Genomic DNA, 24,479 nt, shown 5'->3' with positions numbered 1-24,479 from the left:
CTCTTTAAGCCTTACCCGACAACGACTCCGTCATCTCCCCCCGACACACCGCCAAAATCTCATCCGCCAACGCCGAGTCATCAGGACAAGCGCGCGACAGCACAATCGCACCCACCGCCCTTGCCAGCAGATCGATCATTTTCACCCTCGCCTCATCCGGCGCGGCATCCGGTCCGGTTGGGTATTTTTCGCTGAGGGCTTGCAGCATGTGCTCGATGCCTTCGGCGAAGGTCGATTTCAAATCGCCCGACTGACGCGCCGCGTCGCCGCACAACGCCGCCATGGTGCAGCCCGTGGCGCGGCTGTCGCGATGGGCCCTGGACACGTACATGTCGATGAAGTCCTTCACGCTCAATGTTTCGGCGCCGGCGAGGGATCGGGCAAGGCTGTTGGCCGAGGCTTCGGCCATCAGGTCGGCCTTGGAACCGAAATGTTTGTAGAAGCCGCCGTGGGTGAAGCCGGCGGCGGCCATCAGGTCGGCCACGCCGACGCCGTCGAAACCGCGCTCGCGAAACACCACTGAGGCCGTTTCGACGATGTGTTCCCGGTTTGCTTGGGCCTGGGCCTTGGACACGCGCATGTTCGCTACCTCTCTACCGCTGAATTCATGGGCTGATGATACATAGATGTCGTTCATAATCAAAACAGTTGACAGTTTAGATTTCGATCATCATCCTAATCGCAAGTGACATGACCTCTACCCACGGGCACGGAACCAACATCCATGAGCGATCTGAATCTGTTTACTCCCTACACACTTGGCAACCTGACGCTGGCGAACCGTGTGGTTCTCGCGCCACTGACGCGCAATCGCGCGAGCAAAGGTTTTGTGCCGAGTGAGTTTGCTGCTGCCTATTACAGCCAACGGGCCAGCGCGGGCTTGTTGATTTCCGAAGCTTCGCAGATTTCGCAGCAGGGTCAGGGTTATCAAGACACCCCGGGCATTTACACGCAGCCGCAGATAGACGGATGGCGCGCGGTGACCGATGCCGTGCACGCCAAGGGTGGGAAAATTTTCCTGCAGCTGTGGCATGTGGGCCGTGTGTCCCATGTGGATCTGCAGCAGCAAGGCGTAGCGCCGGTCGCGCCTTCCGCGCTTCGTGCCGCGACCAAGGTGTTCGTCAATAACCGCTTCGAGGATGTTTCAGAGCCGCGTGCACTGGAGGCTGACGAACTGCCAGGCATCGTTAACGACTTCCGCCAGGCAGCGGCGAACGCGATTGCGGCGGGCTTCGACGGCGTGGAAATCCACGGTGCAAACGGCTACCTGCTGGATCAGTTCATCAAGGACGGCGCCAACCAGCGTACGGATGCCTACGGTGGTTCGATCGCGAACCGGGCGCGTCTGTTGCTGGAAGTGACGGCGGCCGTGGTCGACCAGATTGGTGCTGATCGCACCGGCATTCGCCTTTCGCCTGTGTCGCCAGCCAATGGTGTATCGAGCAGCGATCCACAAGCTCAGTTCGATTACGTCGTCGACCAACTCAATGCGCTGAACATCGTGTATCTGCACGTCGTCGAAGGCGCGACCGGCGGCCCACGGGACGTCGCGCCCTTTGATTTCGAGGCCTTGCGCCAGCGCTTCAAGAACACCTACATCGCCAACAACGGCTACGACCTGGACCTGGCCGAGGCACGCGTGGCGCATGACAAGGCCGATCTGGTCGCCTTTGGTCGGCCATTTATCGGCAACCCCGATCTGGTAGAGCGGCTCAAGACCGGCGCGCCACTGTCCGCCTTCGACCCCGCCACGCTCTATGGCGGCGGTGCGGCAGGTTACATCGACTACCCGACGCTTGCCGAATCAAGCGCTGTCGCGAACTAGGCGTCGGCTGATCGAGCCTGGTTCTACGCGTGCCTCAATCTCAACCCCTGATAAAGAGCTGACATCATGACTACCCGCCCTACTGTTCTCATCACTGGCGCTTCCACTGGCATCGGCGCGGTGTACGCCGAGCGTTTCGCCCAACGCGGGCATGATCTGGTGCTGGTCGCCCGCGACCACGCGCGCCTGGAAACGCTCGCCGCGAAGTTGCAGGACGAACACAACGTCGCCATTGACGTGCTTCAGGCCGACCTGACGCAACTCAGCGACCTGCACAGCGTTGAAGCGCGCCTGCGCGATGACGCGCGCATCGGCATCCTCGTCAACAATGCCGGCGCCGCACAATCCGGCACGTTCATCGAGCAAAGCACCGACAGCGTTGCGCAGTTGGTGGCCCTCAACACCACCGCGCTGGTGCGGCTCGCAAGCGCCATCGCGCCACGCCTGGCCAAAGCAGGTGACGGGGCTATCATCAACATCGGTTCGGTGGTGGGGCTGGCGCCTGAGTTCGGCATGTCGGTCTATGGGGCGACCAAGGCGTTTGTGCTGTTCCTTTCCCAAGGCCTGAGCCTGGAACTGTCGCCCCAGGGTGTTTACGTACAAGCCGTACTGCCCGCCGCCACCCGCACGGAGATTTGGGACCGCGCCGGTATCGACATCAACACCCTGAGCGAAATCATGGAAGTGGGTGAGTTGGTCGATGCGGCACTGCTTGGTTTCGACCGACGCGAATTGGTGACTATTCCTGCGCTGCAGGAAGGCGAGCGTTGGGATGCGCTGCAAGCCGCGCGTGGGGGGTTGTTGGGGCAGATCAAGCAGTCCACGGTGGCGCAGCGCTATTTGACTCAAGCCTGAACGGCTTGACGTTGCCGGGGCCGCGCCTCGCTCATTCCACCGACAAGAGTAGTTGCACCATGAAAGCATTTTTTATCGACCGCTACGGTAAGCAGAACGGAATGATTGGCGAAGTGCCCGACCCTGCGGTCGGTGTGCATGACGTGCTGGTCCAAGTGCATGCAACGAGCGTGAACCCGTTGGATTCGAAGATAAGGGCGGGGGCGTTCAAACTGATCCTGCCCTATAAACTTCCCTTGATATTGGGCAATGACCTGGCTGGCGTGGTGGTTCGCACGGGTGCGGCGGTGACGCGATTCAAGCCGGGAGACGAAGTGTACGCTCGGCCTCCCGACGCGCAGATCGGGACCTTCGCTGAACTGATCGCCGTGAACGAAGACGCGCTGGCGCTGAAACCGTCGAACCTCGACATGGCCCAGGCGGCGTCCATCCCCTTGGCCGCCTTGACGGCCTGGCAGGCGCTGGTTGAAACCGCCCAGGTGAAAAAAGGCCAGACGGTGTTGATCCATGCCGGCTCCGGCGGTGTTGGCACGCTTGCCATCCAGCTCGCCAAACACCTCGGCGCCTTCGTTGCCACCACCACCAGCACGCCCAATGTCGAATGGGTGAAAGCACTTGGGGCGGACGTGGTCATCGATTACAAACAGCAGGACTTTGCCAACGAGTTGCGCGATTTCGACGTGGTGTTGAACAGCCTCGGCACTGATGTACTGGAGAAATCGGTCAAGGTTCTCAAGCCTGGCGGCCAGCTAATTTCCCTGTCGGGACCGCCGACCGCGCAATTTGCCCAAGCCCATGGCTTGCCATGGGTACTGGGGCAGGTCATGCGCCTGCTCAGCAGCGGCATCCGCAGAAAAGCCCGCAAACAGGGGGTGAGCTATGCGTTTTTGTTCATGCATGCCGATGGGGTACAGCTGCAAGAAATCACTTCGCTGATCGAGGCCGGCGTCATCAGACCGGTCATTGATCGCTCTTTCCCGTTTACATCGACCGCAGAGGCGTTGCGGTACGTCGAGCAGGGCAGAGCAAAAGGCAAGGTGACCATCACGCTCCGATAGGTTTTTTTACTATCGAGGGTGGCGCTGCTGATTTTCACCCTAAAAAAAACCCCGAACCAGTCGGGGTTTTTTACGCCTGGCATCAGGCGCGACCTGCAATCAATCAGAAAACATTGATCGGGTAGTCGGCGAACAGGCGGACTTCGTTACCGCCCACGTTGTATTCGCTGGCGTTGTTGGAAACGCGCAACCACGAGGCGCGAGCACGCAGGCTCAGGTCTTTGGCCGGGCCGCTCTGGACCACGTACTTGAACTGGTTCCAGATTTCACGCTCGGTGCCATCGCCACGGCCAGTGCCGTCGTCGATGTTGGTGCCGCGTACATAGGCAATGTTGTAGGTCAGGCCCGGTACACCGAAGGTGGTGAAGTCGATGCCGTAGCCCGCTTGCCAGGAGCGCTCGTCCTTGCCGTTGAAGTCGGACCAGTAGGAGTTGGCCAGCAGGATGGTATTACCGCCGTCGCCGATGCCGCCAGCGTTGCGGTAGCCGCCGTACAGGTAGCCGGTGTCACCGGTGCTGCGCTGGTGAGCGACAGTGAAGCTGTGCGCGCCAACGGCCCAGGTAGCGCCCAGGCTCCAGATTTTGTTGTCGCGCGCGTCGGCGTCTTTCTGGTTTTCCAGGGCGAAGCTGCGGTCCAGCTTGGTTTTGTAGCCGTTGAAGTCAAAGGTCAGCGACTGTTTCTCTGGCAGCGCCAGCACATAGTTGACGTTGACGTATTGCTTCTTCAGCACGTCCTGCATGTCGGAGGCATACAACGCTGCCGACAGGCTTTCGGTGAATTTGTAGCTGCCGCCGATGTAGTTGATGCTTTTCAGGCCACCGCTGTCGCTGCCTTCGGCGCTCTTGCGTGCTTCCTTGGTGAAGTGGCCGGCGTCCAGTTGCAGACCGGCGATTTCCTTGGAAACGATCGAGGTGCCCTCGTAGGTTTCCGACAATAAACGCGAATTGTCGTACTGCAACACAGGCACGGCTGGCATCTGCTGACCGTATTTGATCACGGTGTTGGAAATGCGCGCCTTGACGGCTGCGCCACCTTTGGCCAGATCGTTGGCCGCTTCACCGCTATCGCCTTGCTTGAAGAAGTCGATACCGCCCGCACCGCTGCGACCTTTGCCGCCGTCCAGACGGATAGCGTATTGGCCAATCACGTCCACACCCACGCCCACAGTGCCCTGGGTGAAGCCGGACTCGAACTTGCCGATAAAACCCTGGCCCCACTCGGCCTTGTCCTGCTTGCCGTTTTTGTAGTCCCGGCTGATGTAGGCGTTGCGTGCTGCGATGTTCAGGTGGCTGTCTTCAACGAAACCCTTGGATTGCTCCTGGTCGTTCGCCATGGCTGTCGATGCGCTCAAAATCCCCAGAGCGATCAGACTCATCCGTTGCTTCAACATTTCTTATATTCCTTATTACTGGTTGAGTACGCGCTATGACACCAGGCCCCGTATCGCTTTCTGGTGTCGACTTTCTCCAGAAAAAACAAGGCCCGCGGACGACTGAACTGCCGCGGGCCTTTTCTTATTGGATGAGTCATGGCTGTTAGCCACAGGCGTTGGACGCAATCCTATGCGCGCGTTGAACTATGTGTCAATTTCGTGAACCGCCTGTATTTAGGCTAAATAATTCTAAGCACAGACCTATAGCGCTTTGGCTGTAGGAGCGAGCTTGCTCGCGAAAAACTTCCAGGCAACGCGTTCATTCTGAATAAACGCGGGGGCCCTGAGTTCTTCGCGAGCAAGCTCGCTCCTACAAAAAAGCCCTTGCCCCCTCCCATATTGATTCGTCGGCGCTTTCAGTTACGCTCCAGCGCGCACAACACCTGCACCTCATCCTCCGTGAACAAGCCCGCCGGGTAGCGTTCACTCATCACGCTGCGCAAGTCAGGCTGTTGCCTGCCCCGGCGCGCGCCGTTTTCCTTCAACCAGAGCGCCAGCGCATGGATCGCGTCGCCGTCGACCCGCACCGGGTGGAACGTGCGCGTGTACATCGGGTTGATTTCGGCATTCATTTCAGCGCTCTCTCCTGCTGCGTGAGCGGCTAACTTACTCAAGGTTTGTGACAGAACCATGCGGTCATCACCTTGGCGCTCTGTGGTGTGTTTGCCGATACAAGAGCTATGCCAATCTCCCGCATTCACAGGTATTGAGGCACAAAAAAGCCCGCGACCGTGCTGGATCGCGGGCTTGCCGGGAATACTGCGCTCGCGCAGTGCTCGCTCGCCCTCAAGGCGCTGTTACAACTGCACTCAATTTCTCTGCGGTGCTGGCTGCTGCTGGGTCAGGCAGTGAATATTGCCACCCCCCAGTAACAGTTCGCGGCCCGGCACCATCACCACTTCGTGTTGTGGGAACAGGTTCTGCAGGATCTGCTTGGCCTGATGGTCCAGCGGGTCATCGAAACTCGGCGCGATGATGCCGCCGTTGACGATCAGGAAGTTGACGTAGGAACCGGCCAACCGCACGCTCGGATTACGTTCCTGGCTGCCGTCTACCGGATCGACACCGGCACATTCTTCTTCGGTGGCATACAGCGGCCCCGGAATCGGCATCTTATGCACCGTGAACGAGCGGCCGCGGGCGTCGGTGCTGCTTTGCAGTACCTCCATGGCGGCATGGCAGCGCGGGTAGTTCGGGTCTTGCGGGTCATCGGTCCAGGCCAGCAGCACTTCACCTGGGCGCACGTAGCAGCAGAAGTTATCCACATGGCCGTCGGTTTCGTCGTTGAACAGGCCATCCGGCAACCAGATGATCTTATCCACAGCCAGGTTGGCGCTGAGCACCGCTTCAATGGCGGCGCGGTCCAGATGCGGGTTGCGATTGCGGTTCAACAGGCATTCTTCGGTGGTGATCAGGGTGCCTTCGCCGTCGACGTGGATCGAACCGCCCTCCAGCACAAAACCTTCGGTGCGATAACGCGACGCGCGCTCGATCTCGAGAATCTTGCCGCCCACCTGTGCGTCACGGTTCCACGGCGCATACAGGCCGCCATCGAAACCGCCCCAGGCGTTGAAATCCCAGTTCACCCCGCGTACTTCACCGCTGTCGTTGATCACGAAGGTCGGCCCCGTGTCCCGTACCCAGGCGTCGTCGCTGGACATTTCCACCACGCGGATATTCGGTACGTCCAGGCGGCTACGAGCGTTTTCATACTGGCCGGCGGAGACCGCAACGGTCACCGGCTCGAAACGTGCGATGGCCTTGGCCACCGCCACGTGGGCCGCTTGCGCCGGTTTGCCGCCGAGCCGCCAGTTGTCCGGGCGCTCGGGCCAGATCATCCAGGTTTGAGTCTGTGGCGCCCATTCGGCGGGCATATGGAAGCCATCGGCGCGAGGCGTGCTGTGCAGGGTGGTCATGGCGATCAGGACTCCGAATGGGGTGAAGGCCGACTTTATAACGGATAAATATCGGCTTTAACAGTGAACATGAGTAACAGTAAGGATCAACTACGGAATTTAGTCGATAACAATCGAATGACTACAGCTCATCCAACACCTTCGACAGCATGTCGACGAAGAAATCCACACTGCGCCGGGTCGTGACCATCGGCGGCTTGATCTTGAGGATGTTCAGGTAGTCGCCGGTCGGCTGCATGAAGATTCCCAGTTCGCGCAGACGGTCGCATAACAGCGCAGTCTCTTGTGTCGCGGGTTCCAGGGTTTGTCGGTCACGTACCAGTTCAAGGCCCAGATAGAAGCCGGAACCGTGTACCGCACCGACTAACGGGTGATGCTCGATCAACGCTTGCAGGCGTGTCTTGAAATATCCGCCCACTACCTGGGCGTTTTCCCACAGTTTTTCCTCTTCCATCACATCCAGCACCGCCATGCCGATATGGCAGCTCACCGGGCTGCCGCCCGATGACGAGAAGAAATAGCCCTCGGCCTCCAGGGCTTCGGCAATCTCTCGACGGGTGATCACCGCGCCCAGCGGCTGCCCGTTGCCCATCCCCTTGGCCATGGTAATGATGTCCGGCACGACGCCCTGCTCTTCAAAGCCCCAGAAAAAATGCCCCATGCGGCCATAACCTACCTGCACCTCATCGGCAATGCAGACACCGCCCTGGGCGCGGACCAGCCCATAGACCTGCTGCAAATAGCCGGGCGGCAACGAAATGCCACCGGCGTTGCCATACACCGGTTCGCAGATGAAACCCGCCAGTTGGCGTTGGCTGGCGGCGATTTTCGCCAGGTTATGCTCCACGCTTCGTACATAGTCAGGCGCACTGTCTGGCCCGCGAAACTCGCCCCGGTAGGTATTCGGCGCCGTCACCGGGTGCACCCAGTCCGGGCGGCTGCTCAACGCCTGGGGATTATCGGCAATCGAGGTAGACACCGCGTCCGCCGCCACCGACCAGCCGTGATAGGCCTCCAGCACGCTGAGCATGTCGCGCCCGCCGCTGTAGGCCCAGGCCAGGCGGATCGCCAGGTCATTGGCCTCGGTGCCGCTGTTGACCAGGAACACCCGGTCCATGCCCGCCGGCGCCAGCGCCAGCAGGCGTTCGGAAAACTCGGCAATCGCCGCGTAGTGAAAACGTGAATTAGTGTTGAGCAACGACCATTGCCGCGCCGCCACTGCTGCCATGCGCGGGTGGCCGTGGCCCAGCACCGCCACGTTGTTGAGCATGTCCAGGTAGGAGCGGCCCTGCATGTCGATCAAGTGATTGCGCCAGCCCCGCTCGATACGGGGCGGGTCGACGTAATAGTGCTTCTGCGAACGGGCGAAGCTGGCGTCGCGCCGGGCCAGCAGGGCTTCGGGGTCCAGCTCCGGTTCGGCATCACAGGCCAGCCCGAGCAGCACCGCCGGTGACGGGCACAACGCCTGCCACGCCGACGCCCGGGAAGGCGCACAGAACAGCGGGGGTTCCAGGTCGGCACGACACAGCTGCACGATCAACGGCCCGTGGACTTCACCGAGTATTTGCCCCTTCACCACCTGCGCACCGGCTTTGAGCCGCGTTGTCACACCCCATACGCGCAGATTCAGGCGCTCTTCGTACACACACAGCAAGCCGTCGGCGCCCTCGCGCAGTGTCCCGGCGAAGGGTGCCTCAAGCACTGTGCCATGGGGCAGGCTTAATTCGACATGAAGAGCGAAGGTGTCCGGTTCCACAGCACTGTCCGGGCGGGTGCGCGACAACCGATATTGCCCATAACGGCTGGCTGCCAGCCCATGCACCGCAGCGGCTTCATTCAGCAGCCGCCGATCCATGCCCGGCGTCTCCCAATTGCCCGCCTCGAAATGCGGGCTGAGTACGCCCAGGTCGATCAGCGCGAACTCCCGCCCGACCAGCCCCGGCAGCAAGGGGGCAAAGTCCTGGTTGGCCAAGGCAGGCAACGCCTCGCCGACGCTACTCAGGATCGCCGCTTCCATCAGTTCGAACGGCACCGACGTGGCGACATGGAAAATTTCCCACTCGTGCTCGGCGTTCTTCAACAGGTAGGCGTTATCAGGGTCCAGACGTCGCTGCTGCTCACTGCTCAACACCAACACCGCCGCGCGGGCGACGATCAACGGCCACAGCGCGCGCAACTCTTCATGCTGCAACGGCGTGATCGCATGACAGGCCTGGATCGCCGGCAGGATGGCAAACGGGTCGCCCTCAGCGTGATGCAGCAGCGCAGCGCACGTCACCGACAGGTCAGCGATGCGCCAGGTGTGTACCAGGTCGCCGAAATCGATCACACCCTGGACCTGCCAATGCCGCTGCGCATCGCGCTGCCAGACCACGTTGTCATCGGTGATGTCCATGTGCACGGCCTGCCAGGGCAGGTGTGCAGCCAGAGGGCGGATATGCGCTTCGATCCGCCCGGCGACTTGCTCCAGTGCAGTGCGATGGGGAAGCTCGGGCAAGGTCGCTAGCAGATAAGTGATCAGCTCCTGCGCGTGGCGTGGGTCCCATTGCAGGGTGCGATCCAGTCCTGGATGGGTGAACGTTGACAGTGCCAGGCTCATTCGCCCGCACAGGTCGCCGAACCCTGCGATCACATCGCGGCCCAGGTGAGGCAAATCGGTCAGCGGCTGGCCGTCGATGTAGTCCAGTAGCCGCAGGTGCAGGGTTTGCCCACCGACGGTGACGCTCAGCAGTTCGTCGCCATTGAGGGCCTTGATGACCCTGGGCACGCGCACCTGTACGTGGGCCTGCAGCTCGTTGAGGGCTGCATGCTGGGCCAGCAGCTCGATTGCGGCGTAGTCACCCCGGCAGATTTTCAGAACGAAGCGGCCCAAGGCGCTGTCGATCCTGTAGTTAAGGTCTTGTTGGCTGCCCAACGACTGCAATGTGCCCCTGAGGCCGTAATGCTGCTCAAGCAAATGGGCCGCCTGCTCAAGGCTCAACTGGGGGCAAGGCAAACTGGCACGATGGATCAATGTGGCAAGCAACATTGTGACGACCTCGGTTTTATCAGGCGTCTATATCGCCATTGTTCCGGGGCGTTAATCAACCCCTCTTGCTCGCCGCGCTTGCGCCCGCCCGATTCACAACTCAAGCTATGCTTCTTTCGCTTAATGTCCGTCTAAGGAAAAGGCCCTCGACATGCGTATTCTCATCACCGGCGGTGCCGGATTTATTGGCTCGGCCCTGATCCGGCATCTGATCCAGCACACAGAGCACGAAGTGCTCAACCTGGACAAACTCACTTACGCCGGCAACCTTGAGTCGCTGTCCAGCATTGCGTCCAACAGCCGCTATGAGTTCGTCCAGGCCGATATCATCGACCAGGCCACCGTCAGCGCTGTGCTGGCGCGCTTCAAGCCCGAAGCGATCATGCATTTGGCGGCCGAGTCCCATGTGGACCGGTCCATCGACGGCCCGTCGGATTTCATCCAGACCAACATTGTCGGTACCTACAGCCTGCTGGAAGCCACCCGGGCGTACTGGCAGACGCTGGCAGAACCGGCTAAAAGCGCATTCCGCTTCCACCACATCTCCACTGACGAGGTGTATGGCGACCTGCACGGCGTGGACGATCTCTTCACCGAAACCACGCCCTACGCCCCCAGCTCGCCGTACTCTGCGAGCAAGGCAGCCTCCGATCATCTGGTCCGCGCCTGGCAGCGTACCTACGGCTTGCCGGTGCTGCTGACCAACTGCTCGAACAACTATGGGCCGTTCCACTTCCCCGAAAAGTTGATCCCTCTGGTTATCCTCAACGCCCTGGCCGGCAAGCCGCTGCCGGTCTATGGCGATGGCTTGCAAGTGCGCGACTGGCTGTTCGTCGAAGACCACGCCCGTGCGCTGCTCAAGGTGGTGACTACTGGGGTGGTAGGCGAGACCTACAACATCGGTGGCCACAACGAACAGAAGAACATCGACGTAGTTCGCGGCATCTGCGCCCTGTTGGAAGAGCTGGCGCCACAGCGCCCAGCCGGGGTGGAAAAATTCACCGACCTGATCACTTTCGTCAAGGATCGTCCGGGTCACGACCAGCGGTACGCGATCGACGCCAGCAAAATCGAGCGCGAATTGGGCTGGGTCCCGGAAGAAACCTTTGAAACCGGCCTGCGCAAGACCGTGCAGTGGTACCTCGATAATCTGGAATGGTGCCGCAGGGTCCAGGACGGCAGTTATCAGGGTGAACGACTTGGCAATACTGACGTAAAGGATCTGATCGCATGATGAAGGGAATTGTATTGGCCGGCGGTTCCGGCACCCGTTTGCACCCCATTACCCTGGGCGTGTCCAAGCAACTGTTGCCGGTGTATGACAAGCCGATGATCTATTACCCGATCTCGGTGCTGATGCTGGCGGGGATCAAGGACATCCTGGTGATCTCAACGCCCGTGGACCTGCCGCAATACCGCAACCTGTTGGGCGATGGCAGCCAGTTCGGCGTGCGTTTCAGCTATGCAGAGCAGCCTTCGCCGGACGGCTTGGCGCAAGCGTTCATCATTGGCGAAGAATTCATCGGGGATGACCCGGTGTGCCTGATCCTGGGCGACAACATCTTCCACGGTCAGCATTTCGGTGATCAATTGCGCAACGCCGCGAAACGCCCATCGGGCGCCACGGTGTTCGGCTACTGGGTGAAAGACCCGGAGCGTTTTGGCGTGATCGATTTCGACAAAGAAGGCCGTGCCCTGTCGATCGAAGAAAAACCGGCGAAGCCCAAATCCAGCTATGCCGTGACCGGCCTGTATTTCTACGACAACGACGTGATCAAGATCGCCAAGGCCGTCCAGCCTTCGCCACGCGGCGAGCTGGAGATCACCGACGTCAACAACGCCTACCTCAAGCGCGGCGACCTGCACGTTGAGCGTTTCGGTCGCGGTTTCGCCTGGCTCGACACCGGCACCCACGACAGCTTGCTGGAAGCGTCGACCTACGTGCAGACCATCGAGCACCGCCAGGGCCTGAAAGTAGCCTGCCTGGAAGAGATCGCCTACGAGAACGGCTGGATTGATCGTGACTATCTGCTGGAACGTGCGAAATATTTCGGCAAAACCGGCTATGGTCAGTATCTGTACACTCTGGCCGGGAACCCTAAATGAATGTGAGCACCACTGAGCTGCCTGGTGTATTGGTCATCGAACCAAAGGTTTTTGGCGATGACCGCGGCTTTTTTTATGAGAGTTTCAACGCTCGCGAGTTTGAAAACGCCAGCGGATTGAAACTTCAATTCGTGCAGGACAACCACTCACGCTCGTTGAAGGGCGTGTTGCGCGGCTTGCACTACCAGGTAGAACACGCCCAGGGGAAACTGGTGCGGGTGACGGCCGGGGAAGTATTGGATGTGGCGGTGGACATCCGCCGCAGCTCTCCTCATTTCGGTCAATGGGCCAGCGTGCGCTTGTCCGCCGAGAACAATCGTCAACTGTGGATTCCACCCGGTTTCGCCCATGGGTTCGTTGTGCTGAGCGATTACGCCGAATTCCTCTACAAGACGACGGATTACTACACGCCGTCTGCAGAGCGGTGCATTCGCTGGGACGACCCGGACCTCAATATCGATTGGCAACTCAATGGGCCACCGACCCTGTCCGCCAAGGATCAAACCGGTAAAAGCCTGAAAGATGCGGACCTGTTCCCGTGACAGCCCCCCTGAAAATACTGATCACCGGCCAACACGGCCAAGTCTCCAAAGAGCTGCAACAGCGGCTCCACGGCCTGGGCGAGCTCATCGTCCTCGGCCGCGACCAGCTTGACCTGGCCAACGCCGAGCAGATTCGCCAACAAGTGCGCGCTTACCGCCCAAGCCTGATCATCAACGCCGCCGCCCACACGGCGGTCGATCAGGCCGAAAGCGAACCGGACGCTGCCTTCGCCGTCAACGCCATCGCCCCCGGCATCCTAGCCGAAGAAGCCAAGGCCCTGGGCATCCCGCTGATTCACTACTCGACCGACTACGTGTTCGACGGCAGCAAACCGGCCCCGTACACCGAAAGCGATTCGCCCAACCCACTGGGCGTCTACGGCCAGAGCAAGCTGGCGGGCGAGCAGGCGATTGCGGCCGTGGGCGGGAAGTATCTGATTCTGCGCACCAGTTGGGTATATTCGAGCCACGGCAAGAATTTCCTGCTGACCATGCAGCGTCTGCTGCATGAGAAGCCGCAGATGCGCATCGTCGCCGACCAGATTGGCGCGCCAACATGGGCCGGGACCATCGCCAACAGTACGCGTGCGTTGATTGAGCGCTGGCAAGCCGGTAACGCCGGGGATTGGGGGGTTTACCACCTCACGGCCCAAGGCGAAACGTCGTGGTTCGGCTTTGCCGAGGCCATTGGCCAAGCCCTTCGCGCTGCAGGCAAACCCTGCGCCGAGCTGGAAGCGATCCCGTCCAGCGCCTATCCAACACCCGCTAAACGCCCGCTGAACTCGCGCCTCGATTGCAGCCGCCTGCAACAGCAATGGCAGGTCAGCCAGCCGCAGTGGCAAGACGCATTGCACGAGTGTCTTGCCGGGCAGCACTAGGCATAATGCGCCTGTACCCACAGGCGCACGATTCCCATGACCCCACCCCTTCCGCGAAGACCCCGCTGGCGCAGCCTCGCCCTGTTGGCGCTGTGCCTGGCGCCGCTGCTCTGGCCGCTGGAGCACCTGGCCGAGCGCTACTACCGCAGCGAGCTGGCCGGGCAGAACCGTCAGACCCTCGACCTGTACGTCGCCAACCTGTTGGGCACCCTGCACCGCTATGAAGTGCTGCCGCAGATCCTCGGTGACCTACCGGCCTTGCGCACCGCGCTGGATGCGCCTCACGTCAGCACCAACCTGGTCAACGCCAACTCGCTGCTCAAGGACGTCGCCGCCCAGGCCGGGGTGGAGGTGATGTACCTGATGGACACCACCGGCAAGACCCTCGCCGCGTCCAACTGGGACAAACAAGACAGCTTCGTCGGGCGCAACTTTTCTTTTCGCCCCTATTTCAGCGAAGCCATGGCCGGGCGCCTGGGGCGGTTTTTCGGGCTGGGCACCACCTCGGCCAAGCGCGGTTACTTCTTCGCCGCCGCCGTACGCGATGGCGAGAACATCATTGGCGTGCTGGTGGTCAAGGTGGATCTGGACCATACCGAGAGCTTGTGGGGCAACACCCCGGAACAACTCCTGGTGACCGACCACAACGGCGTGGTGATCCTCACTTCGCGCCCGCAATGGCGGTTCCGCGCCACCCGGCCGCTGACCGCCGCAGAGCGCCAGGCCATTATTGCCATTCAGCCTTATCCCACCCGCGACCCTCAGCCGCTGAACCTCAGCAGCAGCGCCTGGCTGCGCCAATCCACCGCCATCGCCGAGACAGGCTGGAATGTGGAAATCCTCGCCCCCCAATCCTTGATCAACCGCCCGGTGCGTACCGTGGTGGCCGTAGGCGGCGCGACCTTGCTGGTGCTGATGCTGCTGCTCGGCTTGATGATGCAGCGCCGCCGGCATTACCTGGAGCGCATCGCCTTCGAAGCCAAGGCCCGCCGCGAGCTGGAAATGCGCGTGGCCGAGCGCACCAGCGACCTGGAAGGCCTGAACCGGCGCCTGAAACAGGAAGTGCTGGAGCGCGAACACGCCCAGCAGGAACTGGTACGTGCCCAGGATGACCTGGTGCAGGCCGGTAAACTCTCGGCGCTGGGCACCATGTCGGCCAGTATCAGCCATGAACTGAACCAACCCCTGGCAGCGATTCGCAGCTACGCGGAAAACGCTGAAATCCTGCTCGACCATGAACGCACCGCCGATGCGCGCGGCAACCTCAAGTTGATCAGCGAACTGACCGGGCGCATGGCCTCGATCATCGCCCACTTGCGCGCGTTCGCCCGCCGTGACCGTCACGCGCCGGAAAGCGTGGCGTTGCAACCTGCGCTGGACGATGCCCTGGCCTTGCTGGCCAAACGGCGGCGATCAATGGAAGTGGAATTGATCCGCGACTTACCCGAAGCGACCTTATGGGTACAAGCCGGTGAAACCCGTCTGCGCCAGGTGCTGGGCAACCTGCTGGCCAATGCCCTGGACGCCCTTACCGAAAAAGGTCCGCCACGCAAACTGTGGCTGAGTGCCCAAACCACTGACCAGGGCGTCAACCTGTACATTCGCGACAATGGCCCGGGCTTTTGCATGGAGGCATTGGGCCGCGCCAGCGAGCCGTTCTACACCACCAAGACGCGCACCCAGGGCCTGGGCCTGGGCCTGGCGATCTGTGACACCCTGATGCGTGCCTTCGGCGGCGAACTGCTGTTCGCCAACCACAAGGAAGGCGGCGCGCTGTTAACCTTGAAATTGCGTGCCGGCTCGCCGGGCGTCAGTCTGCAACCGTCCGAGGACCGCAGTGTATGAGTATCGATAACCAGATTCAGGTGGTGCTGATCGATGACGATCCCCATTTGCGTCAGGCGCTGTGCCAGACCCTGGACCTGGCCGGGCTGAAAGTGCTGCCCCTGGGCGAAGCCAGCGGCCTCACCGCGCGCTTGTCGCGGGACTGGTCGGGCGTCGTGGTCAGCGATATCCGCATGCCCGGCATGGACGGCCTGGAGCTGCTCGCCGAGCTGCACGGCCAGGACCCTGACCTGCCAGTGCTGCTGATCACTGGCCACGGTGACGTGCCGCTGGCGGTGCAGGCCATGCGTGCCGGCGCCTATGACTTTCTCGAAAAGCCCTTCGCCAGCGACGCCTTGCTCGACAGCGTGCGCCGCGCCCTGGCCCTGCGCCGACTGGTGCTGGACAACCGCAGCCTGCGCCTGGCCCTCAGTGACCGGCAGCAACTAAGCACGCGCCTGGTGGGGCATTCGCCGCAGATGCTGCGCCTGCGCGAGCAAATCGGCGCACTGGCAGCGACCAAGGCTGATGTGCTGATCCTCGGCGAAACCGGCGCCGGCAAGGAAGTGGTCGCCCGCGCCTTGCACGATCTGTCGAGCCGCCGCAGCGGTCCGTTCGTGGCGATCAACGCCGGGGCCCTGGCCGAATCGGTGGTGGAAAGCGAGCTGTTCGGCCATGAACCGGGCGCGTTTACCGGCGCGCAGAAGCGCCGCATCGGCAAGTTCGAATTCGCCAATGGCGGCACGCTGTTCCTCGATGAAATCGAAAGCATGAGCCTGGATGTACAGGTCAAGCTGTTGCGCCTGCTGCAGGAGCGCGTCGTGGAGCGGCTGGGCGGCAATCAGTTGATTGCACTGGATATCCGCATCATCGCCGCCACCAAGGAAGACCTGCGCCAGGCGGCCGACCAGGGCCGCTTCCGGGCCGACTTGTATTACCGCCTGAATGTCGCGCCGCTGCGCATTCCGCCATTGCGCGAGCGCGGTGAGGATGCACTGATGCTGTTCCAGCACTTCGCCGACGAAGCCAGCAGTCGCCACGGCCTGCCCCTGCATGAGCTGCAACCGGGCCAGCGCGCGCTGCTGTTGCGCCACAGTTGGCCGGGTAACGTACGCGAGCTGCAAAACGCCGCCGAACGCTTTGCCCTGGGCCTGGAATTGGCCTTGGACAGTACGCTGGACAATCCATCCGCCAGCACACTGACCTCCACGCCCGGCGGCTTGAGCGAGCAAGTCGAACAATTCGAAAAAAGCCTGATCGCCGCCGAACTGACGCGCCCCCACAGCTCCATGCGCAGCCTCGCCGAAGCCCTCGGCGTGCCCCGCAAAACCCTGCACGACAAACTGCGCAAGCATGGCCTGAACTTCGCCGACAGCGCCAACCATAGCGCAGACGACGAATGACCCTGCCCATCCGCCAAGAGACCGCCATGAGCCGCGACAGCCGTTACCTGGAATCCATCCTCCACCACGACATCCCCCTCACCCGGGAAATGGGCCTCAAGGTGCTCGACTGGCAACACGGCCAACTGCAACTGCATTTACCCTTGCAGGCCAATATCAACCACAAGAGCACCATGTTTGGCGGCAGCCTCTACTGCGGCGCCGTGCTGGCGGGTTGGGGTTGGTTGCACCTGAGACTGCGCGAAGAGGGCATCGAAGACGGGCACATCGTGATTCAGGAAGGGCAGATCAGCTATCCGTTGCCGGTGACGCAGGATGCGACGGTGATTTGCGCGGCGCCGGAGGAGAAAGTGTGGAAGCGCTTTGTCGCAACGTACAAGCGTTATGGGCGAGCGCGGTTGACGTTGGAGACGTGGATTGTGAATGAGGGCAGCGCAGAGCAGGCCGTGTCGTTCACCGGCCAGTACGTCCTGCACCGCTAAAAATGTGGGAGGGGGCTTGCTCCCGATAGCGGTGTATCAGCAGCACATTCAGTGACTGACACTCCATTATCGGGAGCAAGCCCTAATGCCAGTCAGTTAAGGCTTTTTGTAGGAGCGAGCTTGCTCGCGAAGAACTCAGGGCCTCCGCGTTTATTCAGAATGAACGCGTTGCCTGGGCGTTTTTCGCGAGCAAGCTCGCTCCTACAGTGGACCACTTTCGCTTAACTGACTGGCATTAGGGCAAGCCCCCTCCCACATTTAGATCGGCTCAGACTTCAAGAACGGGCCAGGGTCAACAGGCGCTTACGCCACGCCGCCTTGGCCGGCAACGCCAGGAAGAACGGGTTCAACAACGATTCCCGCGCCGGGTAGCTGAACGGTTTGCCATTCAACTCCAGCACTTCGCCCCCTGCCCCTTCCAGCACGCCTTGCGCCGCCGCAGTGTCCCACTGCGAAGTCGGCGCCAGGCGCGGATAGCAGTCGGCACTGCCCTCGGCCAACAGGCAGAACTTCAAAGAGCTGCCGATATTCGCCAGTTTCAGCTCCCCCAAGCCTTGGCTCAACCCCTCCAGCAAACGCTCCTGCTCCGGGCTGGTATGACGGCGGCTGGCAACCACGGTAAAGGCTTCACCCGCGGCCGGCCCCTGGCGCACCTGGATCTGCCTGGGCGCGGCATTCACATCCGAACGCCAAGCCCCCAGGCCCGCGCCGCCGAAGTAGCAACGACCACTGGTGGGCATCGACACCACGCCGAACACCACGCGGCCTTGTTCGATCAAGGCGATATTGACCGTGAACTCTTCACTGCCACCAATGAATTCCTTGGTCCCATCCAACGGGTCCACCAGCCACCAACGCTGCCAACCGGCGCGCACGCTCTGGTCGATATCGGCGTCTTCTTCGGACAGCACCGGAATGCTTGGGTCCAGCGCAGTCAGGCCAGCGAGAATCAGATGGTGCGCAGCCAGGTCGGCGGCCGTCACCGGCGAATCATCCGCTTTGGAGGTAACCGCGACGTCGGCACGCCAGTACGGCAGGATGGCTTCACCGGCCTGGCGAGCCAGTTCGATGACGGGGGCGATAAAGGGGTGGCCCAGAAACAGCTCGCTCATAAGGTAAACACTCCACGCTGGGTCAGCAGGTCTCGCACCAGGTACAGCGCGGCAAGTGCCCGGCCCTCACTGAACTGCTCGTTTTGCGCCAGTGCCGACAGCTCACGCAGGTTGACCCGCTCCACGCGCATGGGCTCGGGCTCATCGCCTTCCAAGCGCTCTTCATAAAGCTCGGTGGCCAGCACCACCTGGATTTTCTGGCTCATGTAGCCAGGTGACAGCGAAAGCTCAGTGATGTGTTCCAACTGGCGTGCGCCATAGCCGGCTTCTTCCTTGAGTTCGCGGTCGGCCGCCGCCAGCACATCCTCGCCGGGCTCGATCAAGCCTTTAGGCAAGGACAGCTCATACTCGTCGGTGCCACCGCAGTACTCTTCCACCAGCAAGGCATGGTCTTCGTCGATCATCGCGACGATCATCACTGCGCCGTAACCGGCACCACGGCCCACCAGGCGCTCGTAGGTCCGTTCAACGCCATTGGAAAAGCGCAATTGCACTTCCTCCACGCGGAACAAACGGCTACTGGCGACTATTTCGCGGGCGAGGACGGTGGGTTTCTGGCGCATGAACGGCTCCTTGGCGTGATCGGGTTACTATACCGTGGCTTTTCCGATTGTCTGTGTCGGATATCTTTACTTACATGAGAACGCCCCATGCCCTCTTTGCCCTGGCACGCCATCGACACCGTCCTGCTGGACATGGACGGCACCTTGCTCGACCTGCACTACGACAACCATTTCTGGATGGAGCACCTGCCCCAGCGCTATGCCGAACTGCACGGTGTAAGCCGGGCCATGGCCGAAATGGAACTGCAGCCCCTGTTCGAGCGTAACGCCGGACAGTTGCAATGGTATTGCCTGGATTTCTGGAGCGCCGAACTGAAGATCCCAGTGCGCGAACTCAAGCTTGAAACCGCCCACCTGATCGCCCTGCGCCCGGACGCCGATACATTTCTGGCGGCAATCAAACAGGCCGGCAAACGCGTGATCCTGATCACCAATGCTCACCGCGACTCGCTGTCATTGAAGTTGGAGCGCATTGAGCTGGCGCCGTACTTCGAGCAACTGATCAGCTCCCACGATTACGGTTTTCCCAAGGAAAACCAGCAGTTCTGGGAAGCGCTGCACGCTGATATCCAGTTCGACCCGGCCCGTAGCCTGTTTATCGACGACACCCTGCCGATCCTGCGCAGCGCCAGGGAGTTCGGTGTGGGGCATTTGCTGGCAGTCAAAGAGCCCGACAGCAAAAAGGGGCCCAAGGACACCGCAGAGTTTGCGGCTGTCGAGGACTACCGCGATCTCATAGCCGGACTCTGAACCCATGTGGGAGGGGGCTTGCTCCCGATAGCGGTATATCAGAAACACATCCAGTGACTGACACACTGCCATCGGGAGCAAGCCCCCTCCCACAGGGTTGTTGTGCGTATTACTCAGGAATACGCAGGGTCTGGCCTGGGTAGATTTTGTCCGGGTGCGACAACAGCGGCTTGTTTGCCTCGAAAATCTTGTTGTACTGGTTGGCATTACCGTACACAGCCAGGGAAATCGCGCTGAGGGTATCGCCCTTTTTCACCACGACGAAACGCGCAGCGGTAACCGCAGGACCCGTGACGGTGATCTGATCATCCACGCTCGCCACGCCGGCGATGTTGCCCAGTGCCAGCAGGATCTTCTCTTTCTCTTCCTGGGTGGCCACTTCACCGGTCACGGTGACCTTGTCGCCATCCACCGTGGTTTGCACGTTTGGATTACCCAGGCCCACCTTGCTCACATGCTCCTTCAACTGTTCACTCGCGTTAGCATTACCCGGCGTCAACAGGTCGACGATCTTTTCGCCGGCTTCTTTGATAAAGCTGAAAATACTCATAGTGCGCTCTCCTTGGGTTTAAGTTCCTGATGCCCAAGACTAGACCAGTCCCAAGGTTTTGGGTTCCAGCGCTCCCGAAGACGAGCAGACGACCGCGCAAAACCGAGCCTTGATCGACGCCGCCTATCACTACATCAATACTGGCAATTAGACGCGACCCTTTGTCGCGCCTAGTCTGAACACTGATCAATCCGTCGGTGGTAATTGCCTCATGAACGCCAAGCGCCCAACCTGCGCGGCGCCCGCCCTTGAAACGCCCGCGCCCGCCGCCAGCCAGAGCTATGAGTACAGCAATCTCGAACACACAGACGTCGGCAGTACTGCGCTGGCCGAAGAGGTGGCGTTGGCGATTGCCTATAACGACATCAGCCAGGCCGTCATGCTGGTGACGCCGACCGACCTGGAAGACTTCATTGTCGGCTTCAGCCTTGGCAGCGGCATTATCACCGACGTCAGCGACATCTATGACCTGAAGCTCAGCGGCTCGGGCTCTGCACAGTATGCCCAGGTACAGATTTCCAGCCGGGCGTTCTGGAACCTCAAGCAGCAGCGCCGCCAATTAGCGGGCACCAGCGGCTGCGGGCTGTGCGGCGTCGAAGCCATGGAGCAGGCTTTGCCCGACCTGCAGGTGCTGCCCGGCGCACCCTTGCCACCCGCCGCATGGCTTGATGGCCTGCGCCAGCGCATCAGCGCCTTCCAGCCCCTGGGCCAACACAGCGGCGCGGTGCACGCGGCCATATTTATGAACAACCAGGGCGAATTGCTGATGGGCCGCGAAGACATCGGCCGGCATAACGCCCTGGATAAATTGATTGGCGCACTGATCCGCCAACAGATTCCGACCGACGGCGGCCTGGCAATTGTCACCAGCCGCTGCAGCCTCGAATTGATCCAGAAAGTCCTGCGCGCGGGTATCCAGACCTTGGTCAGCCTGTCGTCGCCCACCGGCCTTGCCCTGCAATGGGCGCGCCGGCATAACCTCAATCTCATCCACCTGCCGCAGAAAAGCGCGCCGCGGGTTTACAGCCCAGCGATGGAGTACCAGCCATGAGCCTTCACCACCAAGCCGACCAAACCCCAACCCCACGCTACAAGCCCTATAAAGGCCCGGCAGGCGGCTGGGGTGCATTGATCAGCGTGGCGCACGCTTGGCTGACCAGCGACAACGCGCTGAAAAACCTGCGCATGATGCTCAAGACCAACCAGAACGGCGGTTTCGACTGCCCGGGCTGTGCCTGGGGCGACTCGCCGGAAAGTGGCATGGTCAAGTTCTGCGAAAACGGCGCCAAGGCGGTCAACTGGGAAGCCACCAAGCGCCGCGTGGACGCCGCATTCTTCGCCAAACACAGCGTGACCGCGCTGCTGGAACAAAGCGATTACTGGCTGGAGTACCAAGGGCGTCTCACCGAGCCTATGCGCTACGACGCCGCGACCGACCGCTACCAGCCCATCAGTTGGGACGCCGCGTTCGACCTGGTCGGCAAGCACCTCAATGCCCTGCCCAGCCCGGACATGGCCGAGTTCTACACCTCGGGCCGCGCCAGCAACGAAGCCGCCTATCTGTACCAGCTGTTTGTGCGCGCCTACGGCACCAACAATTTCCCGGACTGCTCGAACATGTGCCACGAAGCCAGCGGCGTGGCCCTGGCCCAGAGTGTGGGCGTGGGCAAAGGCACTGTGACCTTTGATGACTTCGAACATGCCGACGCAATTTTCGTCTGGGGCCAGAACCCCGGCACCAACCACCCGCGCATGCTCGAGCCGCTGCGCGAAGCGGTGAAGCGCGGCGCTCAGGTGGTGTGTATCAACCCCCTGAAAGAACGTGGCCTGGAACGCTTCCAGCACCCGCAACATCCGCTGGAAATGCTCACCAACGGCGACAAGCCAACCAACACCGCCTACTTCCGCCCGGCGCTGGGCGGCGACATGGCCATTCTGCGCGGCATGGCCAAGTTCCTGCTGCTGTGGGAGCGTCAAGCCTTGGCCGAAGGCACGGAAGCGGTGTTCGATCACGACTTCCTCAACGAACACACCGTTAACGTACTGGACTATCTGGGCCAGATCGACGACACCTCGTGGGAGGAAATCGTCGAGCAGTCCGGCCTGACGCTGGTGGAGATCGAGCAAGCCGCGCGCATGTATGCCAAAGGCAAAAACGTGATCATGTGCTGGGCGATGGGCATCACCCAACACCGTCACTCGGTGCCGACCATCCAGGAAATCGCCAACCTGATGTTGCTGCGCGGCAATATCGGCCGCCCAGGTGCCGGCCTGTGCCCGGTGCGCGGTCACAGCAACGTGCAGGGCGACCGCACCATGGGCATCAACGAACGCCCACCGGTGGCATTCCTCGACTCACTGGAGCGCCGCTTCCAGTTCCAGGTGCCGCGCACCAATGGGCACAACGTGGTCGAAGCCATCCACGCGATGCTGGAAGGCCGCGCCAAGGTGTTTATCGGCCTTGGCGGCAACTTCGCCCAGGCCACGCCGGACAGCACCCGCACGTTCGAAGCATTGCGTAACTGCGACCTGACTGTACAGATCAGCACCAAGCTCAACCGCAGCCATCTGATGCACGGCAAAGACGCGCTGATCCTGCCGTGCCTGGGCCGTACCGACATCGATATTCAGGCCGAGGGCCCGCAAGCGGTGACTGTGGAAGACTCGTTCAGCATGGTCCACGACTCCAACGGCCAATTGCAGCCGCTGTCGAAGCTGATGAAATCGGAGCCCGCGATTGTGGCGGGCATTGCCGCCGCGACCCTGGGCAGCAAACCGGTGGATTGGAATTGGCTGGTGGCTGACTACGGACGCATTCGCGACCTGATCGCCGACACCATCCCAGGCTTCAAGGACTTCAACGAGAAGCTCAAAAACCCGGGCGGTTTCTACTTGGGCAACTCCGCTGGCGCACGCCGCTGGAACACCCCATCGGGCCGCGCCAACTTCCGACCGAACGTCCTGCCCAAAGACCTGATTCACGAACGCACCCACGCCACAGGGCGTGTGCCGGACCTGATCATGCAGTCGATGCGTTCCCACGATCAGTACAACACCACTATCTATGGGCTAGACGACCGTTATCGCGGCGTCAAAGGCCAACGGGACGTACTGTTCGTCAACGAAGCCGACATCATCCGCCTGGGCTTCAAGCCGGGGCAGAAGGCGGACATCATTTCGCTGTGGGAAGACGGCCGAGAGCGGCGCGTCAAGGGCTTCACCCTGCTGGCGTTCGATATTCCGGCCGGGCAGGCCGCTGCTTACTATCCGGAAGTGAACCCTCTGGTGCCGTTGGAAAGCACTGGCGACGGTAGCCATACGCCGACGTCGAAGTTTGTGGCGATTCGTTTGGAAGCGGCGAGCGATAATGGGCTGATCATGGCGCGCTCGGCCTGACACGGGTTTGTTTGAACTGCCGCTTTGGCAAAGAAGCCCGCACGATCACTGCACATTCTGCAGGCACAAAAAAAGGCCGCTTTTTATATAAAAGCGGCCTTTCCCAAGTAGCTAAAGACTCGTAAAAACAACTTAAGTTCCCTATACAAAACAGCAACTTAGCAAATTGTATACAACTGCTGCCGCCGGTCGGATTTCGATTGTCAGCGGCTCGATACAACCTCAGGATCGCGCCGTCATCCCCTTGAGGTTTCCCTGAATGAAGTTCTCCTCGATTCTCTTGTTGTCCCTTGGCCTGGTCAGTGGCGCAGCCATGGCCGGTGGCACCACCGAAGCCGGTGTGGGCGGCGCATTGGGCGGGGTTCTAGGCTCGGTTGTCGGCCAGCAGTTGGGCGGCAACACCGGTTCGACTATCGGCGCAGCGCTGGGTGGCGCGGGCGGTAGCGCGGTCGGCGCCGACAAGCGCAGCCGTGGCGAAGCCGCCATTGGCGGTGCACTGGGCGCAGCCGGCGGCAACGTGGTAGGCCGCAGTGTCGGCGGCAGCACCGGCGCACTGATCGGCTCAGCCGCCGGCGGTGGGGCAGGTGGCGCGCTGGGCAACTACATGGGCAACAAGAGCGATGACGATGACCGTCGTTACCGTGGCCGCGACGATCGTCGCTACTACCGTGATGACCACCCTGGCCGCGGTCATGCCTATGGGCATCGCAAGAACAAACATCACTACCGTCACCGCTAAGCTTTAAAGAACACTGCAAA

The 24,479-nt window shown here is 61.2% G+C and carries 22 protein-coding genes; 14 read left to right on the top strand and 8 right to left on the bottom strand.

Annotation, left to right across the window (positions count from 1 at the left end; genetic code table 11):
- Positions 1–4: 4 nt before the first annotated feature.
- On the bottom strand, positions 5–580 hold the full coding sequence (locus C4J87_RS01540) for a TetR/AcrR family transcriptional regulator (protein WP_124365460.1): 576 nt from the start codon (positions 578–580) through the stop codon (positions 5–7).
- 144 nt (positions 581–724) lie between these two features.
- Here C4J87_RS01540 and C4J87_RS01535 point away from each other — a divergent pair, with 144 nt between their 5' ends.
- From C4J87_RS01535 to C4J87_RS01525, 3 genes are all read left to right on the top strand, one after another.
- Positions 725–1,825 carry an alkene reductase gene (locus C4J87_RS01535; RefSeq protein ID WP_124365459.1) on the top strand — a complete coding sequence of 367 codons (1,101 nt, stop codon included), beginning with the start codon at positions 725–727 and terminating at the stop codon, positions 1,823–1,825.
- A gap of 66 nt (positions 1,826–1,891) precedes the next feature.
- Complete coding sequence (locus C4J87_RS01530) at positions 1,892–2,680, top strand: SDR family oxidoreductase (RefSeq protein ID WP_124365458.1); 789 nt, start codon at positions 1,892–1,894, stop codon at positions 2,678–2,680.
- A 59-nt stretch (positions 2,681–2,739) separates the two neighbouring features.
- Positions 2,740–3,738, top strand: a complete 999-nt coding sequence (locus C4J87_RS01525) for an NADP-dependent oxidoreductase (RefSeq protein ID WP_124365457.1) — start codon at positions 2,740–2,742, stop codon at positions 3,736–3,738.
- Between the two features lie 103 nt (positions 3,739–3,841).
- On the opposite strand, the gene C4J87_RS01520 is transcribed toward C4J87_RS01525, so the two are convergent.
- The 4 genes from C4J87_RS01520 to C4J87_RS01505 all read right to left on the bottom strand — a co-directional run bounded on the left by C4J87_RS01520 (position 3,842) and on the right by C4J87_RS01505 (position 10,114).
- Positions 3,842–5,128, bottom strand: coding sequence for an OprD family porin (locus C4J87_RS01520; protein WP_124365456.1), 1,287 nt, complete (start codon positions 5,126–5,128; stop codon positions 3,842–3,844).
- Between the two features lie 398 nt (positions 5,129–5,526).
- A complete protein-coding gene (locus C4J87_RS01515; protein WP_124365455.1) occupies positions 5,527–5,742 on the bottom strand; it encodes a hypothetical protein in 216 nt (71 codons plus the stop codon).
- A gap of 237 nt (positions 5,743–5,979) precedes the next feature.
- On the bottom strand, positions 5,980–7,086 hold the full coding sequence (gene aguA, locus C4J87_RS01510) for an agmatine deiminase (protein ID WP_124365454.1): 1,107 nt from the start codon (positions 7,084–7,086) through the stop codon (positions 5,980–5,982).
- Positions 7,087–7,207: 121 nt separating this feature from the next.
- Entirely contained in the window at positions 7,208–10,114 is a 2,907-nt protein-coding gene (locus C4J87_RS01505; protein WP_124365453.1) for an aminotransferase, read from the bottom strand.
- A 151-nt stretch (positions 10,115–10,265) separates the two neighbouring features.
- Here C4J87_RS01505 and rfbB point away from each other — a divergent pair, with 151 nt between their 5' ends.
- From rfbB to C4J87_RS01470, 7 genes are read left to right on the top strand one after another with little or no spacing between them, the layout of a single operon-like run.
- Positions 10,266–11,348, top strand: a complete 1,083-nt coding sequence (gene rfbB, locus C4J87_RS01500; RefSeq protein ID WP_124365452.1) for a dTDP-glucose 4,6-dehydratase — start codon at positions 10,266–10,268, stop codon at positions 11,346–11,348.
- Positions 11,345–12,220, top strand: a complete 876-nt coding sequence (gene rfbA / locus C4J87_RS01495; protein ID WP_124365451.1) for a glucose-1-phosphate thymidylyltransferase RfbA — start codon at positions 11,345–11,347, stop codon at positions 12,218–12,220. The genes rfbB and rfbA overlap by 4 nt, the downstream gene beginning before the upstream one ends.
- Positions 12,217–12,762 (top strand): dTDP-4-dehydrorhamnose 3,5-epimerase, encoded by a 546-nt coding sequence (rfbC, locus tag C4J87_RS01490; RefSeq protein ID WP_124365450.1) that lies wholly within the window; start codon positions 12,217–12,219, stop codon positions 12,760–12,762. Before rfbA ends, rfbC begins: the two co-directional genes overlap by 4 nt.
- Positions 12,759–13,640: a dTDP-4-dehydrorhamnose reductase gene (gene rfbD, locus C4J87_RS01485; RefSeq protein WP_124365449.1), complete on the top strand. Its 882-nt coding sequence runs from the start codon at positions 12,759–12,761 to the stop codon at positions 13,638–13,640. Before rfbC ends, rfbD begins: the two co-directional genes overlap by 4 nt.
- Positions 13,641–13,676: 36 nt before the next feature.
- Positions 13,677–15,485 carry an ATP-binding protein gene (locus tag C4J87_RS01480; protein ID WP_124365448.1) on the top strand — a complete coding sequence of 603 codons (1,809 nt, stop codon included), beginning with the start codon at positions 13,677–13,679 and terminating at the stop codon, positions 15,483–15,485.
- On the top strand, positions 15,482–16,867 hold the full coding sequence (locus tag C4J87_RS01475) for a sigma-54 dependent transcriptional regulator (RefSeq protein ID WP_124365447.1): 1,386 nt from the start codon (positions 15,482–15,484) through the stop codon (positions 16,865–16,867). The genes C4J87_RS01480 and C4J87_RS01475 overlap by 4 nt, the downstream gene beginning before the upstream one ends.
- A 26-nt stretch (positions 16,868–16,893) precedes the next feature.
- Complete coding sequence (locus C4J87_RS01470; RefSeq protein WP_124368926.1) at positions 16,894–17,349, top strand: thioesterase domain-containing protein; 456 nt, start codon at positions 16,894–16,896, stop codon at positions 17,347–17,349.
- Between the two features lie 275 nt (positions 17,350–17,624).
- On the opposite strand, the gene cysQ is transcribed toward C4J87_RS01470, so the two are convergent.
- Both cysQ and nudE read right to left on the bottom strand, forming a co-directional pair.
- Positions 17,625–18,461 (bottom strand): 3'(2'),5'-bisphosphate nucleotidase CysQ, encoded by an 837-nt coding sequence (cysQ, locus tag C4J87_RS01465; RefSeq protein WP_124365446.1) that lies wholly within the window; start codon positions 18,459–18,461, stop codon positions 17,625–17,627.
- Positions 18,458–19,024 (bottom strand): ADP compounds hydrolase NudE, encoded by a 567-nt coding sequence (gene nudE / locus C4J87_RS01460; RefSeq protein WP_124360813.1) that lies wholly within the window; start codon positions 19,022–19,024, stop codon positions 18,458–18,460. Before nudE ends, cysQ begins: the two co-directional genes overlap by 4 nt.
- 87 nt (positions 19,025–19,111) lie before the next feature.
- Here nudE and yrfG point away from each other — a divergent pair, with 87 nt between their 5' ends.
- Positions 19,112–19,774 carry a GMP/IMP nucleotidase gene (gene yrfG / locus C4J87_RS01455; RefSeq protein ID WP_124360812.1) on the top strand — a complete coding sequence of 221 codons (663 nt, stop codon included), beginning with the start codon at positions 19,112–19,114 and terminating at the stop codon, positions 19,772–19,774.
- A gap of 109 nt (positions 19,775–19,883) precedes the next feature.
- Here yrfG and lysM read toward each other — a convergent pair whose 3' ends face one another.
- Positions 19,884–20,324 (bottom strand): peptidoglycan-binding protein LysM, encoded by a 441-nt coding sequence (lysM, locus tag C4J87_RS01450; protein ID WP_003187704.1) that lies wholly within the window; start codon positions 20,322–20,324, stop codon positions 19,884–19,886.
- Positions 20,325–20,535: 211 nt separating this feature from the next.
- Between lysM and fdhD the strand changes: the two genes are divergently transcribed.
- The 3 genes from fdhD to C4J87_RS01435 all read left to right on the top strand — a co-directional run bounded on the left by fdhD (position 20,536) and on the right by C4J87_RS01435 (position 24,459).
- Complete coding sequence (gene fdhD, locus C4J87_RS01445) at positions 20,536–21,375, top strand: formate dehydrogenase accessory sulfurtransferase FdhD (protein ID WP_124365445.1); 840 nt, start codon at positions 20,536–20,538, stop codon at positions 21,373–21,375.
- The gene (locus C4J87_RS01440) at positions 21,372–23,720 is read left to right on the top strand and encodes an FdhF/YdeP family oxidoreductase (RefSeq protein ID WP_124365444.1); all 2,349 of its coding nucleotides are present in this window, start codon (positions 21,372–21,374) and stop codon (positions 23,718–23,720) included. Before fdhD ends, C4J87_RS01440 begins: the two co-directional genes overlap by 4 nt.
- A 259-nt stretch (positions 23,721–23,979) precedes the next feature.
- Positions 23,980–24,459: a glycine zipper domain-containing protein gene (locus C4J87_RS01435; RefSeq protein WP_124365443.1), complete on the top strand. Its 480-nt coding sequence runs from the start codon at positions 23,980–23,982 to the stop codon at positions 24,457–24,459.
- The last annotated feature ends 20 nt before the right edge of the window (positions 24,460–24,479 follow it).

It is taken from the genome of Pseudomonas sp. R1-43-08, assembly GCF_003852255.1.
In the GTDB taxonomy this organism is placed as follows: Bacteria; Pseudomonadota; Gammaproteobacteria; order Pseudomonadales; family Pseudomonadaceae; genus Aquipseudomonas.
This window is presented reverse-complemented; position numbering and strand designations above follow the sequence as displayed.

Coding starts and splice junctions, on each gene's coding strand:
- C4J87_RS01470 (WP_124368926.1), top strand. CDS start 16,894: ATGAGCCGCGACAGCCGTTACCTGGAATCCATCCTCCACCACGACATC.
- yrfG (WP_124360812.1), top strand. CDS start 19,112: ATGCCCTCTTTGCCCTGGCACGCCATCGACACCGTCCTGCTGGACATG.
- C4J87_RS01540 (WP_124365460.1), bottom strand. CDS start 580: ATGCGCGTGTCCAAGGCCCAGGCCCAAGCAAACCGGGAACACATCGTC.
- cysQ (WP_124365446.1), bottom strand. CDS start 18,461: ATGAGCGAGCTGTTTCTGGGCCACCCCTTTATCGCCCCCGTCATCGAA.
- C4J87_RS01515 (WP_124365455.1), bottom strand. CDS start 5,742: ATGAATGCCGAAATCAACCCGATGTACACGCGCACGTTCCACCCGGTG.
- aguA (WP_124365454.1), bottom strand. CDS start 7,086: ATGACCACCCTGCACAGCACGCCTCGCGCCGATGGCTTCCATATGCCC.
- nudE (WP_124360813.1), bottom strand. CDS start 19,024: ATGCGCCAGAAACCCACCGTCCTCGCCCGCGAAATAGTCGCCAGTAGC.
- lysM (WP_003187704.1), bottom strand. CDS start 20,324: ATGAGTATTTTCAGCTTTATCAAAGAAGCCGGCGAAAAGATCGTCGAC.
- C4J87_RS01440 (WP_124365444.1), top strand. CDS start 21,372: ATGAGCCTTCACCACCAAGCCGACCAAACCCCAACCCCACGCTACAAG.
- C4J87_RS01530 (WP_124365458.1), top strand. CDS start 1,892: ATGACTACCCGCCCTACTGTTCTCATCACTGGCGCTTCCACTGGCATC.
- C4J87_RS01435 (WP_124365443.1), top strand. CDS start 23,980: ATGAAGTTCTCCTCGATTCTCTTGTTGTCCCTTGGCCTGGTCAGTGGC.
- C4J87_RS01475 (WP_124365447.1), top strand. CDS start 15,482: ATGAGTATCGATAACCAGATTCAGGTGGTGCTGATCGATGACGATCCC.
- rfbA (WP_124365451.1), top strand. CDS start 11,345: ATGATGAAGGGAATTGTATTGGCCGGCGGTTCCGGCACCCGTTTGCAC.
- rfbC (WP_124365450.1), top strand. CDS start 12,217: ATGAATGTGAGCACCACTGAGCTGCCTGGTGTATTGGTCATCGAACCA.
- fdhD (WP_124365445.1), top strand. CDS start 20,536: ATGAACGCCAAGCGCCCAACCTGCGCGGCGCCCGCCCTTGAAACGCCC.
- C4J87_RS01505 (WP_124365453.1), bottom strand. CDS start 10,114: ATGTTGCTTGCCACATTGATCCATCGTGCCAGTTTGCCTTGCCCCCAG.
- C4J87_RS01520 (WP_124365456.1), bottom strand. CDS start 5,128: ATGTTGAAGCAACGGATGAGTCTGATCGCTCTGGGGATTTTGAGCGCA.
- C4J87_RS01525 (WP_124365457.1), top strand. CDS start 2,740: ATGAAAGCATTTTTTATCGACCGCTACGGTAAGCAGAACGGAATGATT.
- C4J87_RS01535 (WP_124365459.1), top strand. CDS start 725: ATGAGCGATCTGAATCTGTTTACTCCCTACACACTTGGCAACCTGACG.
- rfbB (WP_124365452.1), top strand. CDS start 10,266: ATGCGTATTCTCATCACCGGCGGTGCCGGATTTATTGGCTCGGCCCTG.
- C4J87_RS01480 (WP_124365448.1), top strand. CDS start 13,677: ATGACCCCACCCCTTCCGCGAAGACCCCGCTGGCGCAGCCTCGCCCTG.